At 68.9% G+C, this 13,297-nt stretch carries 18 protein-coding genes and 2 pseudogenes; 1 reads left to right on the forward strand and 19 read right to left on the reverse strand.

Annotated features, from left to right (window positions below; translation table 11 throughout):
* Position 1: 1 nt before the first annotated feature.
* The 18 genes and pseudogenes from rplF to ASC58_RS04185 form a co-directional block, all read right to left on the reverse strand.
* Positions 2 to 538: a 50S ribosomal protein L6 gene (gene rplF, locus ASC58_RS04100; RefSeq protein ID WP_056915457.1), complete on the reverse strand. Its 537-nt coding sequence runs from the start codon at positions 536 to 538 to the stop codon at positions 2 to 4.
* A gap of 12 nt (positions 539 to 550) precedes the next feature.
* Positions 551 to 949, reverse strand: coding sequence for a 30S ribosomal protein S8 (gene rpsH, locus ASC58_RS04105; protein ID WP_056915458.1), 399 nt, complete (start codon positions 947 to 949; stop codon positions 551 to 553).
* Between the two features lie 97 nt (positions 950 to 1,046).
* Positions 1,047 to 1,232, reverse strand: coding sequence for a type Z 30S ribosomal protein S14 (locus ASC58_RS04110; protein ID WP_035902511.1), 186 nt, complete (start codon positions 1,230 to 1,232; stop codon positions 1,047 to 1,049).
* Position 1,233: 1 nt separating this feature from the next.
* Positions 1,234 to 1,800 carry a 50S ribosomal protein L5 gene (gene rplE, locus ASC58_RS04115; RefSeq protein ID WP_056918410.1) on the reverse strand — a complete coding sequence of 189 codons (567 nt, stop codon included), beginning with the start codon at positions 1,798 to 1,800 and terminating at the stop codon, positions 1,234 to 1,236.
* Between the two features lie 5 nt (positions 1,801 to 1,805).
* Positions 1,806 to 2,162 carry a 50S ribosomal protein L24 gene (gene rplX / locus ASC58_RS04120; protein ID WP_056915460.1) on the reverse strand — a complete coding sequence of 119 codons (357 nt, stop codon included), beginning with the start codon at positions 2,160 to 2,162 and terminating at the stop codon, positions 1,806 to 1,808.
* 3 nt (positions 2,163 to 2,165) lie between these two features.
* Positions 2,166 to 2,534: a 50S ribosomal protein L14 gene (rplN, locus tag ASC58_RS04125; RefSeq protein WP_056883304.1), complete on the reverse strand. Its 369-nt coding sequence runs from the start codon at positions 2,532 to 2,534 to the stop codon at positions 2,166 to 2,168.
* 135 nt (positions 2,535 to 2,669) lie between these two features.
* Entirely contained in the window at positions 2,670 to 2,960 is a 291-nt protein-coding gene (gene rpsQ / locus ASC58_RS04130; RefSeq protein ID WP_056915461.1) for a 30S ribosomal protein S17, read from the reverse strand.
* Between the two features lie 20 nt (positions 2,961 to 2,980).
* Positions 2,981 to 3,199 (reverse strand): annotated as a pseudogene (gene rpmC, locus ASC58_RS04135) (50S ribosomal protein L29); the annotation flags it as partial.
* A complete protein-coding gene (gene rplP, locus ASC58_RS04140; RefSeq protein WP_056915463.1) occupies positions 3,199 to 3,618 on the reverse strand; it encodes a 50S ribosomal protein L16 in 420 nt (139 codons plus the stop codon). The pseudogene rpmC and the gene rplP, both read right to left, overlap by 1 nt.
* Position 3,619: 1 nt before the next feature.
* Positions 3,620 to 4,450, reverse strand: coding sequence for a 30S ribosomal protein S3 (gene rpsC / locus ASC58_RS04145; RefSeq protein WP_056915464.1), 831 nt, complete (start codon positions 4,448 to 4,450; stop codon positions 3,620 to 3,622).
* Entirely contained in the window at positions 4,450 to 4,818 is a 369-nt protein-coding gene (gene rplV, locus ASC58_RS04150; protein WP_056917241.1) for a 50S ribosomal protein L22, read from the reverse strand. The genes rpsC and rplV overlap by 1 nt, the downstream gene beginning before the upstream one ends.
* Before the next feature lie 32 nt (positions 4,819 to 4,850).
* The gene (rpsS, locus tag ASC58_RS04155) at positions 4,851 to 5,132 is read right to left on the reverse strand and encodes a 30S ribosomal protein S19 (protein ID WP_056915465.1); all 282 of its coding nucleotides are present in this window, start codon (positions 5,130 to 5,132) and stop codon (positions 4,851 to 4,853) included.
* A gap of 18 nt (positions 5,133 to 5,150) precedes the next feature.
* Positions 5,151 to 5,987 (reverse strand): 50S ribosomal protein L2, encoded by an 837-nt coding sequence (rplB, locus tag ASC58_RS04160; protein ID WP_056883298.1) that lies wholly within the window; start codon positions 5,985 to 5,987, stop codon positions 5,151 to 5,153.
* A gap of 35 nt (positions 5,988 to 6,022) precedes the next feature.
* On the reverse strand, positions 6,023 to 6,328 hold the full coding sequence (rplW, locus tag ASC58_RS04165; RefSeq protein WP_056915466.1) for a 50S ribosomal protein L23: 306 nt from the start codon (positions 6,326 to 6,328) through the stop codon (positions 6,023 to 6,025).
* Positions 6,329 to 6,549: 221 nt separating this feature from the next.
* Positions 6,550 to 7,140, reverse strand: a pseudogene (gene rplD / locus ASC58_RS04170) (50S ribosomal protein L4); the annotation flags it as partial.
* Positions 7,141 to 7,145: 5 nt separating this feature from the next.
* Positions 7,146 to 7,802 carry a 50S ribosomal protein L3 gene (rplC, locus tag ASC58_RS04175; RefSeq protein WP_056915467.1) on the reverse strand — a complete coding sequence of 219 codons (657 nt, stop codon included), beginning with the start codon at positions 7,800 to 7,802 and terminating at the stop codon, positions 7,146 to 7,148.
* 11 nt (positions 7,803 to 7,813) lie between these two features.
* Entirely contained in the window at positions 7,814 to 8,122 is a 309-nt protein-coding gene (rpsJ, locus tag ASC58_RS04180) for a 30S ribosomal protein S10 (protein ID WP_009775966.1), read from the reverse strand.
* Positions 8,123 to 8,707: 585 nt separating this feature from the next.
* Positions 8,708 to 9,301, reverse strand: a complete 594-nt coding sequence (locus ASC58_RS04185) for a hypothetical protein (protein ID WP_082552896.1) — start codon at positions 9,299 to 9,301, stop codon at positions 8,708 to 8,710.
* Positions 9,302 to 9,483: 182 nt separating this feature from the next.
* On the opposite strand from ASC58_RS04185, the gene ASC58_RS04190 reads away from it, so the two are divergent.
* A complete protein-coding gene (locus tag ASC58_RS04190) occupies positions 9,484 to 10,806 on the forward strand; it encodes an alpha-hydroxy-acid oxidizing protein (protein ID WP_056918412.1) in 1,323 nt (440 codons plus the stop codon).
* Between the two features lie 531 nt (positions 10,807 to 11,337).
* Here the strand turns inward: ASC58_RS04190 and ASC58_RS04195 are convergent.
* The gene (locus tag ASC58_RS04195) at positions 11,338 to 13,290 is read right to left on the reverse strand and encodes a protease pro-enzyme activation domain-containing protein (RefSeq protein WP_082552897.1); all 1,953 of its coding nucleotides are present in this window, start codon (positions 13,288 to 13,290) and stop codon (positions 11,338 to 11,340) included.
* Positions 13,291 to 13,297: the final 7 nt, after the last annotated feature.

The following is a 13,297-nucleotide window of genomic DNA, read 5'->3' on the forward strand; positions in this document are numbered from 1 at the left end:
CTTACTTACCGGCCTTTCCGACCTTGCGACGGATGGTCTCGCCCGCGTAGCGCACGCCCTTGCCCTTGTACGGGTCGGGCTTGCGCAGCTTGCGGATGTTCGCGGCAACCTCGCCGACCAGCTGCTTGTCGATGCCCTGGACCGCGAAGCGGGTCGGGTTCTCGACGGTGAAGGAGATGCCCGCGGGGGCTTCGACGGTGATCGAGTGGCTGTAGCCGAGGGCGAACTCGAGCGTGCCGCCCTTGTTGACCACGCGGTAACCCGTGCCGTGGATCTCCATCTTCTTCTCGTAGCCCTCGGTGACACCGAGGACCATGTTGTTGATCAGCGAGCGGGTCAGGCCGTGCAGGGCACGGGACTGGCGCTCGTCGTTGGGCCGCTTGACCTCGAGGGCCTCGTCACCCTTCTCAACGGTGATCGGCTCGGCCACACGGTGGCTGAGCTCGCCCTTGGGGCCCTTCACCTTGACGGTCTGACCGTCGATGGTGATGTCGACACCGCTGGGGATGGAGACCGGGAGTCGTCCAATACGCGACATGTCGAATACCCCTTACCAGACGTAGGCGAGGACTTCCCCGCCCACACCCTTGGAAGCCGCCTGACGATCCGTGAGGAGTCCAGACGAGGTGGAAATGATGGCCACACCGAGTCCGCCGAGAACCTTGGGAAGGTTCGTCGACTTGGCGTAGACGCGCAGACCGGGCTTGGAGACACGGCGCACGCCAGCGATGGAACGCTCGCGGTTGGGGCCGTACTTCAGCTCGATCGTCAGCGTCTTGCCGACCTCGGCATCCTCGACCTTCCAGGAGGCGATGTAGCCCTCAGCCTGGAGGATCTCGGCAACGTGGGACTTCAGCTTGGAAAACGGCATGGAGACAGCGTCGTGGTGCGCCGAGTTGGCGTTCCGGACGCGCGTCAACATGTCCGCAATCGGGTCAGTCATGGTCATGGGCTTCTCCGGCCCTCTCTCACCGCGGTTTCACTGCGCTGTGCGCTGCGACCTGCGATGTAGAACGAAATCAATGGGTGGGGTGGTGCTGAGCTGCTTACCAGGAGCTCTTGGTGACGCCGGGCAGTTCACCGCGGTGAGCCATCTCGCGAAGGCAGATGCGGCACAGTCCGAACTTGCGGTAGACCGAGTGCGGTCGGCCGCAGCGCTGGCAACGGGTGTAGCCACGCACCTTGAACTTCGGCTTCTTGTTGGCCTTGTTGACCAGGGCGGTCTTCGCCATGTCAGTTCTCCTTGAAGGGGAAGCCGAGCGCCTTGAGCAGTGCGCGGCCCTCGTCGTCGTTGGTGGCGGTGGTCACCACGGTGATGTCCATGCCACGCACGCGGTCGATCCGGTCCTGGTCGATCTCGTGGAACATCGACTGCTCGGTCAGACCGAAGGTGTAGTTGCCGTTGCCGTCGAACTGCTTGGGCGACAGACCACGGAAGTCACGGATGCGGGGCAGCGCCGTGGACACCAGACGGTCGAGGAACTCCCACATGCGGTCGCCGCGCAGCGTGGTGTGCGCGCCGATCGGCATGCCCTCACGCAGCTTGAACTGGGCGATCGACTTGCGGGCCTTGGTGACGAGCGGCTTCTGGCCGGTGATCGCCGAGAGGTCGCGGATGGCGCCCTCGATGAGCTTGGCGTCCTTGGCGGCGTCACCGACACCCATGTTGACGACGACCTTGACGACGCCGGGGACCTGCATGACGTTCGCGTGGCCGAACTGCTGCTGCAGCTGGCCCTTGATCTCCTCGGCGTAGCGCGTCTTCAGACGCGGCGCCTGCTTGGTTGCAGTCTCAGTCATGTCTCTCACAGGTCCTTGCCCGAGCGCACCGCGACGCGGGTACGGACGGTCTTCTCGCGCCCGTTGCGCTCGACGGTCTCGACACGGGTCTTGACGCGGGTCGGCTTCTTGTCGGTGGGGTCGACGATGGCCACGTTGCTCACGTGGATCGCGGCCTCCTGGACGACCAGGCCACCGGTGCGGCTGCCGCGAGCGGTCTGGCCGGCCTTGGTGTGGCGGGTCACCCGGTTGACGCCCTCGACGAGCACGCGCTCGGTCTCGGGGTACACGGCGATGACCTTGCCCTGCTTGGTCTTGTCCTTGCCCGTGAGGACCTGGACGAGATCGCCCTTCTTGATCTTCATCTTCTTGGGGGCTGCCATGGCTCAGAGCACCTCCGGCGCCAGCGAAATGATCTTCATGAACTTCTTCTCGCGCAGCTCGCGGCCCACCGGGCCGAAGATGCGGGTACCACGCGGGTCCCCGTCACCCTTGAGGATGACGGCGGCGTTCTCGTCGAACTTGATGTAGCTGCCGTCGGAACGACGACGCTCCTTCGTGGTCCGGACGATGACGGCCTTGACGACGTCGCCCTTCTTGACGTTGCCGCCGGGGATGGCGTCCTTGACGGCGGCGACGATCACGTCACCGATGCCGGCGTAACGACGACCCGAACCACCGAGAACACGGATGCAAAGGATCTCCTTGGCACCAGTGTTGTCGGCGACACGCAGTCGCGACTCCTGCTGGATCACTGTCTAACTCCTGTCGTCGAGCTGGTTCTCACGCGCGGTGAGCCTTGCCGAACTGTGGGTGGTCTTGTTTCCGTCCCGCCGCGGCATACCCGGCCAGGTGGCCGGGCGCCGCGGTGGTGACGGTATGTCGTGGTGTTACTTGGCCTTCTCGAGGATCTCCACCACGCGCCAGCGCTTGGTGGCCGACAGCGGTCGGGTCTCCATGATCAGCACGCGGTCGCCGATACCGGCGGCGTTCTGCTCGTCGTGGGCCTTGACCTTGCTCGAGCGACGCAGGACCTTGCCGTAGAGCGCGTGCTTGACGCGGTCCTCGACCTCGACCACGACGGTCTTGTCCATCTTGTCGCTGACCACGTAACCCTGACGGGTCTTGCGGTAGTTGCGGTCTGCAGCCGTCACGGCCTCATCCTTCACGTTCTCGGTCATGCCGACTCCTCCTTCGCGGGTGCGCCGATACCCAGCTCGCGCTCACGCAGCTCGGTGTAGATGCGGGCGATGTCCTTGCGGACCGCACGCAGGCGACCGTGGTTGTCCAGCTGGCCGGTGGCCGACTGGAACCGGAGGTTGAACAGCTCCTCCTTGGCCTTGCGGAGCTCGTCCACCAGGCGCTCGTCATCGAGACCACGCATGTTCTCGGACGTCAGGTCCTTGGATCCGACTGCCATCAGATGTCACCACCCTCACGCCGAACGAAGCGGCACTTCATGGGGAGCTTGTGCATCGCCAGACGCATCGCCTCGCGGGCGACCTCTTCCGACACACCGGAGATCTCGAACATCACGCGACCAGGCTTGACGTTGGCGATCCACCACTCGGGGGAACCCTTACCGGAACCCATGCGGGTCTCAGCGGGCTTCTTGGTCAGCGGGCGGTCGGGGTAGATGTTGATCCACACCTTTCCACCACGCTTCATGTAACGCGTCATCGCGATACGAGCGGACTCGATCTGACGGTTGGTGACGTAGGCGGGCTCGAGGGCCTGGATGCCGTAGTCGCCGAACGCGATCTTCGTGCCACCCTTCGCAGCGCCCGAGCGACCCGGGTGGTGCTGCTTGCGGTGCTTGACTCGACGAGGAATCAACATGTCAGGACTGCTCTCCCTCAGTGCTGGCAGCGGCTGCCGGGGCCGGGGCCTCGGTGGCGGGTGCTGCGGCAGCGGTCTCGGTGGCGGTGCCCTCCGGACGCTCGCGACGAGCGCGGGCCGGACGGTCGGCGCCGTCACGACGCGGGCCACGGCTCGGGCGCGGCGCAGCAGCCTGCTGCTGGGCCAGCTCGCGAGCGGTGACGTCGCCCTTGTAGATCCACACCTTGACGCCGATGCGACCGAAGGTGGTGCGGGCCTCGTAGAAGCCGTAGTCGATCTGCGCACGCAGGGTGTGCAGCGGGACGCGACCCTCACGGTAGAACTCCGTGCGGGACATCTCGGCGCCGCCGAGGCGACCGGAGACCTGGACACGGATGCCCTTGGCGCCGGCGCGGGTGGCGGACTGCATGCCCTTGCGCATCGCACGACGGAACGACACACGAGCAGAGAGCTGCTCGGCGATGCCCTGCGCGACGAGCTGGGAGTCGACCTCGGGGTTCTTGACCTCGAGGATGTTCAGCTGCACCTGCTTGCCCGTGAGCTTCTCGAGCTCGCCACGGATGCGGTCGGCCTCTGCGCCGCGCCGACCGATGACGATGCCGGGACGCGCGGTGTGGATGTCGACACGGACGCGGTCACGGGTGCGCTCGATCTCGACGCGGGAGATGCCGGCTCGCTCCATGCCCTCGGACATGAGCTTGCGGATGGCGACGTCTTCCTTGACGTAGTCGCGGTAACGCTGCCCCTCCTTGGTGGAGTCAGCGAACCAGCGGCTCTTGTGCTCGGTGGTGATGCCGAGGCGGAAGCCGTGCGGGTTGACCTTCTGGCCCATTAGCGGGTGCCTCCCTTGGTGGTCTTCGGCGTGACGACCACGGTGATGTGGCTGGTCCGCTTGTTGATGCGGGCCGCGCGGCCCTGGGCACGCGGGCGGAACCGCTTCATCGTCGGGCCCTCGTCGACGTAGGCGGCGCTGATGACGAGGTTGCGCTCGTCAAAGGCCTCCGACGCCTTGTCGGCCTTGACCCGGGCGTTGGCGATGGCGCTCTCGAGCACCTTCTGGATCGGGTCGGACGCGGACTGCGGCGCGAACTTCAGCACGCCGATGGCCTCGACGGCCTGCTTGCCGCGGATGAGGTCGACGATGCGACGCGCCTTCTGGGGCGTGACGCGGACGGACCGCGCAATCGCCTTGGCTTCCATCACGTTGTCCTTGTTCTCGGTGGGGGCGGCCATCAGCGACGACGCCCCTTCTTGTCTTCCTTCACGTGACCCTTGAACGTGCGGGTCGGCGCGAACTCGCCGAGCTTGTGGCCGACCATCGACTCGGTGACGAACACCGGGACGTGCTTGCGGCCGTCGTGGACGGCGAACGTGTGACCGAGCATGTCGGGGCTGATGACCGACCGACGTGACCAGGTCTTGATGACTGTCTTGGTGCCCGCTTCGTTCTGGACGTCGACCTTCTTCTGAAGGTGGCCGTCGATGAAGGGGCCCTTCTTCAAGCTACGAGGCATGGTTTCTCAGGCTCCTTCTCAGCGCTTCTTGCCAGTACGACGGCGACGGACGATCATCTTGTCGCTCGGCTTGCCGGGGCGGCGGGTGCGGCCCTCGGCCTGTCCCCACGGGCTGACCGGGTGGCGTCCACCGGAGGTCTTGCCCTCTCCACCACCGTGCGGGTGGTCGACCGGGTTCATGGCGACACCACGGACGGTCGGGCGCTTGCCCTTCCACCGCATGCGGCCGGCCTTGCCCCAGTTGATGTTGGACTGCTCGGCGTTGCCCACCTCGCCGACCGTGGCGCGGCAGCGCAGGTCGACGTTGCGGATCTCGCCGGACGGCATGCGCAGCTGGGCGTAGGGGCCGTCCTTGGCGACGAGCTGGACACGCACACCGGCCGATCGGGCGATCTTCGCGCCGCCGCCGGGCTTGAGCTCGACAGCGTGGATGACCGTACCGGTCGGGATGTTGCGCATCGGCAGGCTGTTGCCGGGCTTGATGTCGGCACCGGGGCCGTTCTCGATGTTGGCGCCCTGCTCCAGGCCCTTGGGGGCCAGGATGTAGCGCTTCTCACCGTCGGCGTAGTGCAGCAGGGCGATGCGTGCGGTGCGGTTGGGGTCGTACTCGATGTGAGCGACCTTGGCCGGCACGCCGTCCTTGTCGTGGCGACGGAAGTCGATGACGCGGTAGGCGCGCTTGTGACCTCCACCGATGTGACGGGTCGTGATGCGGCCGTTGCTGTTACGTCCACCGGACTTGGTCAGTGGACGAACCAGCGACTTTTCCGGAGTGGAGCGCGTGACCTCGACGAAGTCGGCAACGCTGGAGCCTCGACGGCCAGGCGTCGTCGGCTTGTACTTGCGGATACCCATGTTTGAAAGTCCCTAACGTCTCTTCAGCGTCCTGGTCAGGCGCCGGCACCGAAGATGTCGATCGAGCCCTCGCGGAGGGTGACGATCGCACGCTTGGTGTCCTTGCGCTTGCCGATGCCGAACCGCGTGCGACGGGTCTTGCCGACACGGTTGAGGGTGTGCACGGAGTCGACCTTGACACCGAAGACACGCTCAACGGCGATCTTGATCTCGGTCTTGTTGGCCCGCGGGTCGACGATGAAGGTGTACTTGCCCTGGTCGAGCAGCGAGTACGACTTCTCGGAAACGACCGGAGCGATCAGGATGTCGCGGGGGTCCTTGCCTGCAGCGAGCGAGCTCACTTGCCCTCCTCCTCATCCGCAGACTCGGCGGCCTTGGCAGCCTTCGTCGTCTTCGCGGGCTTGTCGGCCTTCTCGGCCTTCGCCGGCTTCTCAGCCTTTGCGGGCTTGTCGGCCTTCTCAGCCTTGTCGGCCTTCTTCTCGGTCTTCGTAGCGGGCTTCTCGACCGCGGCGGGCTCTGCAGCCTCGACCTCGATCTCGATGACGCCACCCACCGGCTGCGCACCGGAGACGAACGCCTCCAGGGCCGCCGTGGTGAAGACCACGTCGTCGGACATCAGCACGTCGTACGTGTTCAGCTGGTCGGCCGCGAGGACGTGGACGCCCTCGAGGTTGCGCACCGACTTCAGCGACACGAGGTCGCTGCGGTCGAGGACCACGAGCACGTTGGTGCGGGTGGTCAGCGCGGCCAGCAGGCCGGCGGCGTCCTTGGTGGACGGAGCGGCTGCGGTCACCAGCGAGTCGACCACGTGGACGCGACCGTTGCGGGCCCGGTCGGAGAGGGCACCGCGCAGGGCGGCGGCCTTCATCTTCTTGGGCGTCCGCTGCGAGTAGTCACGCGGCTGCGGGCCGTGGACGACGCCACCGCCGGCGAACTGCGGAGCACGGGTCGAGCCCTGACGGGCGCGGCCGGTGCCCTTCTGGCGGTAGGGCTTGCGCCCACCGCCGCGGACCTCGCCTCGGGTCTTGGTCGAGTGCGTGCCCTGACGAGCGGCAGCCATCTGGGCGACGACGACCTGGTGGATCAGGGGGACGTTGACCTGGACGTCGAAGATCTCGGCGGGCAGGTCAGCAGCGACAGTCTTGGTAGCCATGATGATCAGGCTCCCTTCGCGGCCGTGCGGACGAGGACGGTGCCGCCACGGGGGCCGGGTACGGCACCCTTGACGAGCAGCAGGCCGCGCTCGACGTCCACGGCGTGGATCGTGAGGTTCTGGGTGGTCTGACGCACGCCGCCCATACGGCCGGCCATGCGCATGCCCTTGAAGACGCGACCCGGGGTGGCGCAGCCACCGATCGAGCCCGGCTTGCGGTGGTTCTTGTGCGAACCGTGGGAGGAGCTGACGCCGTGGAAGCCGTGACGCTTCATGACGCCGGCGAAGCCCTTGCCCTTGGTCGTGCCGGTGACGTCGATGTCCTGGCCGGCCTCGAAGGTCTCGACCGTGACTTCCTGGCCGAGCGAGTACTCGGCGGCGTCAGCGGTGCGGAGCTCCACGAGGTGGCGACGCGGGGTCACGCCGGCCTTCTCGAAGTGGCCGGTGAGGGGCTTGGTCACCTTGCGGGGGTCGATCGCGCCGAACGCGATCTGGACGGCGGCATAGCCGTCCGTGGCGGCATCGCGCACCTGCGTCACGACGCAGGGGCCGGCCTCGATGACGGTGACGGGGATGAGCCGGTTCTCGGCGTCCCACACCTGGGTCATGCCGAGCTTCTTGCCCAGCACACCCTTCACGGTCTTGGTAGCAGTGTCGGTCATTGTCGCCAGCCTCAGAGCTTGATCTCGATGTTGACGTCAGCCGGCAGGTCGAGGCGCATCAGCGAGTCGACGGCCTTCGGCGTCGGGTCGATGATGTCGATCAAGCGCTTGTGGGTGCGCATCTCGAAGTGCTCGCGGCTGTCCTTGTACTTGTGGGGCGAACGGATGACCACGAAGACATTCTTCTCCGTGGGCAGCGGCACAGGGCCGACCACCGTCGCGCCAGCACGGGTGACCGTGTCGACAATCTTGCGCGCCGAGTTGTCGATGACCTCGTGGTCATACGACTTCAAGCGGATGCGGATCTTCTGTCCCGCCATCTCCGTTACGTCTCTCTCTCGCCGAACATCTAACCGGCCCTGTGGTCTTCTCCGACCCCCGCGGTCGGGTGTGTCGCACCCGCTTCGCGGTCCGGCGACATGCGTTTGCACGCAGTGGTCACACAGATCGAATAGTTTCCGGCAGAGCCGGGGCTTGCGCTTCCCTGGAGTGTCGCCCCGAGCGCTCAGGCACTCGGTTCGAGGTGTGTCACCGGGGGTGGCGGCGTCGACATGGGTCAACGGCGCGCGTCAAGCAACCGGTCCAGTGTGCCAGAGCCCCCCGTGACCTACCAAATCGAGGTCGGGCCGCTCGGCAACTGGTGCCACGTGGCGCGTCGCACCACGTCCCTCCACTGTACGGCCTCCCCCGCGAGTCCCTGACCAGTCCCCTGCCGGCCCCCCACCGATCGACCCCCGTGTGCCGCGGGACCCGTTCACGGTGGAGGATCCCGCGGCCACGCTCACCCGCCACGACCGCTGCGGACCACGGTGGACGGTCCACGCGAAACCGCGACGCCCACCGTTCACGGTGAACGGTGAACGGTGAACGGTGAACGGTGGGCGTCCGCGACAGGATGGGCCGCGTCAGGGGCGGGGGCCCCCGAGCACTCCGGCGTCGAAGGCCTTGAGGACCGACGCCTTGTCGGCGGCGGTGAGCTTGCCGTCCTTGACCGCACCGTCCAGACGGCTGGACAGGTCGGTGCGGCGGGCCGCCTCGTGGTCGGCCCTGACCGCGTCGAAGGCGGCCTGGACCTTGGCCTCGGAGAGGCCGAGCTGCTTCGCGAGGGCAGCCACCCGGGCCTTCTCGTGGGCGGTCCGCTCAGCCGCCGTCGGTGGGGTCGGCTTGGTGCCCTGGGCCGGCGGCGTCGCGGGGCGGGCCGGCCGGTTCGCGTCACGGACGGCGTCGAGCGCGGTGCGGAGCTTGGCCTCCGTGACCCCGAGCTCCTTCGCCAGGGCAGCCGCGTCGGCGCCGTCCGGGCCGTGTCCGCGGCCGCCGGGCCCGCCCGGTCCGCCCTTCCCCGCCGGGCCGGCGTCGCCCTGGGCAGGAGCCGAGCTCGTCGTCCCGCTCGGGGTGGGGGTGCTGGTGTCGGCCAGGGCCTGGCTGGCCCCGAGGCCCGCGGCGATGGCGGTCACCCCGGCGGCGCCGGCGATCTTCACGGACGTGCGGACTGGAGACATGCGTGGTTCCTCTCGTGGTGGGGACGGCCTCTGCGACGTCCCGCCGTCCCACCACCGTGCGCACAGGTCCTTGTGGCGAGCAGTGCGCCACCTGTCACGAACCTGTCAGCGGGGGCCGGCGACGCACAGGTTCCCGTGCCCGGACACGGGTTCGGCCGCCGAGCCGGTGACAAGATCGGCGCATGACGACCGCACCCCAGTCCCCCACCGGCCCGGACGCCCCACCCGAGGGTCCGGGCCGTCGACGGCAGGGGCTGATCTACCGCGCCGGGGTGCTCGGGCACCGGCCGGCCGTCCCCGCCGACGCGGCCGAGCTCGAGCGCCGCGCCGGCGCGGCGATGACCCCGCGCGCCTGGGCCTACGTCGGTGGTGGCGCCGGGGAGGGCGCCACCGTGCGGGCCAACCGGGAGGCCTTCGATCGTCGCCGACTGGTGCCGCGCATGGCCTCGGGGCACACCACCCGCGACCTGTCGACGACCCTTCTCGGGACGAGGCTGGCCACGCCGCTGCTGCTGGCCCCGGTCGGGGCGCTCGGCCTGGTGTCACGGGGCAGCGACCTGCAGGTCGCCCGCGCGGCGGCGCAGACGGGCGTCCCCTACATCGTCTCCAACCAGGGCTGCTCCCCGATGGAGGAGGTCGCCACGGCCCTGGGCGACACGCCCTGGTGGTTCCAGCTCTACTGGTCCACCGACGAACGACTCGTCGACAGCCTCGTGGGCCGGGCCGAGCAGGCCGGCGCGAGCGCCATCGTCGTCACGCTCGACACGACCATGCTCGGCTGGCGTCCCCAGGACCTCAACCTCGGGTCGCTGCCCTTCTCGCAGGGCATCGGGATCGCGCAGTACACCTCCGACCCGCGGTTCCAGGAGATCGTCCGCGAGCGCGTTGCAGCCAAGGCCGCTGGCTCGGGGGGCTCGGACGACGTGAAGGTGACGCTGGGCGCCATCCGGTCGCTGCTGTCGATCAGCCGCGAGCACCCCGGGACGCTGCGCGACAACCTCCGCTCGCCCGCGCCGCGCGCCGCTGTGGAGGCCTTCCTGGACATCTACTCCAACCCCGGGCTGTCGTGGGACCTGCTCGCGACCCTGTCCCGACGCACCCACCTGCCGATCCTGCTCAAGGGGATCCTGCACCCCGACGACGCGCGCCGCGCCGCCGAGCTGGGGGTCGGCGGGATCGTGGTCAGCAACCACGGAGGCCGTCAGGTCGACGGGGCGGTGGCCTCGCTCGACGCCCTCGGTCCGATCCGGGCAGCAGTGGGACCAGGTATGCCGCTGGTGCTGGACAGCGGGGTGCGCACCGGTGCCGACGTGGTCAAGGCGCTCGCCTGCGGAGCCGACGCCGTGGCCCTGGGCCGCCCGTACGTGTACGGGCTGGCCCTCGCGGGCCAGGACGGGGTCCGTGACGTCGTCACCAACGTCGTGGCGGAGCTGGACCTCACGCTGGGGCTGTGCGGCGTGGGCTCGGTGGCCGAGCTGGGCGCCCACGTCCTCGCTGGGGACTGAGGCCGCGCGGCGGTGAGGGTGAGGGGTTCACGACCAGGTCGTCGACCGACATCGTGACCGGGCCGTTGGTCGCCGATCCCGAGAGGTAGCCGTAGAACCCCAGGCTCCCAGCGACCTGGAACCCGGCCGTCGCGTCCGTGACCGTCTTCTGCCACGTCGCGGGCTCGGTGGCCCCGACCTTCCAGACCCGGGCGCGGAGCGTCGTGGGAGAGGTCCCGACGACCTGCACGCGCACCTGAGCTGGTCCCCGGCTGCCAGCGTCACGCCCGGGACGGTCGTCTCGGCGGCCAGGGCCGTCTCGACGCCTGCGGTCGTCGCCCGCTGCAGGGACAGGCCCACCCCACCGTTGGACGTGAGGTGCACCTTGGCGCGGTAGTCGCCGGCCGTGCTGGTGCGCCGGAAAGGGCTTGCCCCCACTTCGCGCCTCCCCCACCGGGCGTAGGCAGGAAGGGGCGCAAGCGGCATACCGGACACGACGACGCGGCGCTCCCACGAGGGGAGCGCCGCGCCGTCGTCAGGCGGTCCGGGTCGTCAGCGCTTGAGCGCCATCGACATGAGGAACGAGATGCCGTTCGGGCTGCCGACGCCGGTGACGTCGTCGTACCCCTTGCGGGTGTAGATCGTCCCCGTCTGGTTGAGCGTGCGCAGCGAGGTGAGCAGGCCGTCGCTGCTGTCGAAGCCGTTGGCGTAGTCGACCCGGACGACGGCGTCGGTGACGCTGCGCCCGTGGTTGACGTCCCGGAAGGCCGAGGTGCCGGACAGCGAGTACAGCTTCGGGTTGAGGAAGCCCAGCGAACCACGGTTGACCTGGTCGGCGACCGCCACCATGCCGGCGAACAGCGGCGAGGACAGGGACGTTCCGCCGATGCGGTACTCCGAGTACTTGATGCTGCCGTCGGGGAAGGTCTGGCTCTGGCCCACGAGGAACCCGGTGTTGGGGTCGCCGACCATCGCCACGTCCGGGACGACCCGGTGCGGGCCCTCGCGGAAGTAGTTGGCCAACGCCGCGGGGACGACCGGCTTCTGGTAGCTCGGCTCGGCGAACAGGTGCGTCGTGCCACCGCCACCGCCGTAGAGGTAGGCCGGCTTGCTGGGCGACCAGGCGCCGTTGACGAGCGAGGACTTGCCGGTGCCCCAACCCTGCTCGAAGCCGTACCCGTTGCCCTGCGTCACGGCCAGGGCCGTCCCGCCGACGGCGGTGACCATCGGGTCGGAGGCCTGGAAGTCCGTCTGGCGCTGGCCGCTGGCAGCGATCTCGTCGCCGTCGTCACCGCTGGAGAAGACCATCGAGATGCCCTCGGCCGCGGCCTGCAGAGCGGTCTGGTGGCTGTTGACGAGGTCGGCCGGGGCCACCACGTCATCGGTCTCGCCGTAGGAGTTGGTGATGACCTGGGCGAGCTCGTTGTCCACGACCGTGTTGACGGCGGCGTTGATGTCGTCGTCGAAGCAGCTCTCGGCGCCGACGTAGAGGATCTTCGCGCCCGGTGCCGTGGCGTGGACCGCCTCGACGTCGAGGGTCTCCTCGCCGTACCAGCCGCTCGCGCCGCACTCGTCGGTGTGGGTGAAGTTCGCCGGGAGGTTCTGGTCGAGCTGGTAGCTGCGCAGCGGGTGGCTGGGGTCGTTCAGCTGGGCGTACCGCGTGGCGTCGCCGAGGATGTACTGCGACGCGTAGGCGTCCACGACGGCGACCGTGGTGCCCCGACCGTCGTACCCCTGGGACTGGGCCACGTTGGTGCCGTAGGCGCCCCGCACCTGCGGCGGCTTGTAGCCGCACGGTGCGTACGGCTGGGGGTTCTTGACGAGCTGCGGCAGCGTCGTCGCCATCTTCTCCCCGTAGTACGAGGAGCAGGGCCGGGCGTTGCGGAACACGGCGTCCGGCGGCGGCAGCACCTCGGCGGGCCGGGTGCTGCCGGACGCGGCGTGCGCGGCCGCCTTCTGCTGCTGCGCCGTCGTGTCGGGCACGGCCCGCATCGGCGTCTTGCGGGCCGAGGTGTCCAGGCCCGCGACGCCCGCGACGAGGCCGGCGAGCGAGGCCGGGACGGAGTATGCCGTGGTGGGCGCGGTGACCGTCTGGCCTGCCTTCCTGAAGGAGGAGAGCTTGGTGGCCAGCGCCTTCTGCGCCGTGGCGGCCGGTGCGGTCGCCTCGATGTAGCGGTGGTTGGCGGGCACGGAGCCGATCGTGAAGCCATGGCCTCGCAGCCAGCTGGTCACGGAGGCGACCTGGCTCGACGTCGGGGCGAACCGTGAGCGCCAGGAGGCTGCCGAGACGAAGTGGCCGTACTGCGCCGAGCCCGGCGTGGAGACGGCGTCGGCCAGCGCCTGGGCGCCGGCGGCGTCACGCAGGTTGAGGACGAAGGTGAGGTGCTGCGTGGCCGAGGAGGCCACGGGCGCGACGCGCTGGGCGTGCGCCGTCCACGAGGGGGCGCTGCCCACCACGTGGCGGCTGGTCTCCCCCGAGGCCTGCGCGATGGTGGGGACCGCCATGGCGAGG

The organism is Phycicoccus sp. Root101, assembly GCF_001426245.1.
Classification (GTDB): domain Bacteria; phylum Actinomycetota; class Actinomycetes; order Actinomycetales; family Dermatophilaceae; genus Pedococcus.

What these genes read in the sequence shown, in the direction of transcription:
- rplF (WP_056915457.1), bottom strand. Translation starts at nt 538, where the DNA reads ATGTCGCGTATTGGACGACTCCCGGTCTCCATCCCCAGCGGTGTCGAC.
- rpsH (WP_056915458.1), bottom strand. Translation starts at nt 949, where the DNA reads ATGACCATGACTGACCCGATTGCGGACATGTTGACGCGCGTCCGGAAC.
- ASC58_RS04110 (WP_035902511.1), bottom strand. Translation starts at nt 1,232, where the DNA reads ATGGCGAAGACCGCCCTGGTCAACAAGGCCAACAAGAAGCCGAAGTTC.
- rplE (WP_056918410.1), bottom strand. Translation starts at nt 1,800, where the DNA reads ATGACTGAGACTGCAACCAAGCAGGCGCCGCGTCTGAAGACGCGCTAC.
- rplX (WP_056915460.1), bottom strand. Translation starts at nt 2,162, where the DNA reads ATGGCAGCCCCCAAGAAGATGAAGATCAAGAAGGGCGATCTCGTCCAG.
- rpsQ (WP_056915461.1), bottom strand. Translation starts at nt 2,960, where the DNA reads ATGACCGAGAACGTGAAGGATGAGGCCGTGACGGCTGCAGACCGCAAC.
- rplP (WP_056915463.1), bottom strand. Translation starts at nt 3,618, where the DNA reads ATGTTGATTCCTCGTCGAGTCAAGCACCGCAAGCAGCACCACCCGGGT.
- rpsC (WP_056915464.1), bottom strand. Translation starts at nt 4,450, where the DNA reads ATGGGCCAGAAGGTCAACCCGCACGGCTTCCGCCTCGGCATCACCACC.
- rplV (WP_056917241.1), bottom strand. Translation starts at nt 4,818, where the DNA reads ATGGAAGCCAAGGCGATTGCGCGGTCCGTCCGCGTCACGCCCCAGAAG.
- rpsS (WP_056915465.1), bottom strand. Translation starts at nt 5,132, where the DNA reads ATGCCTCGTAGCTTGAAGAAGGGCCCCTTCATCGACGGCCACCTTCAG.
- rplB (WP_056883298.1), bottom strand. Translation starts at nt 5,987, where the DNA reads ATGGGTATCCGCAAGTACAAGCCGACGACGCCTGGCCGTCGAGGCTCC.
- rplC (WP_056915467.1), bottom strand. Translation starts at nt 7,802, where the DNA reads ATGACCGACACTGCTACCAAGACCGTGAAGGGTGTGCTGGGCAAGAAG.
- rpsJ (WP_009775966.1), bottom strand. Translation starts at nt 8,122, where the DNA reads ATGGCGGGACAGAAGATCCGCATCCGCTTGAAGTCGTATGACCACGAG.
- ASC58_RS04185 (WP_082552896.1), bottom strand. Translation starts at nt 9,301, where the DNA reads ATGTCTCCAGTCCGCACGTCCGTGAAGATCGCCGGCGCCGCCGGGGTG.
- ASC58_RS04190 (WP_056918412.1), top strand. Translation starts at nt 9,484, where the DNA reads ATGACGACCGCACCCCAGTCCCCCACCGGCCCGGACGCCCCACCCGAG.
- ASC58_RS04195 (WP_082552897.1), bottom strand. Translation starts at nt 13,290, where the DNA reads ATGGCGGTCCCCACCATCGCGCAGGCCTCGGGGGAGACCAGCCGCCAC.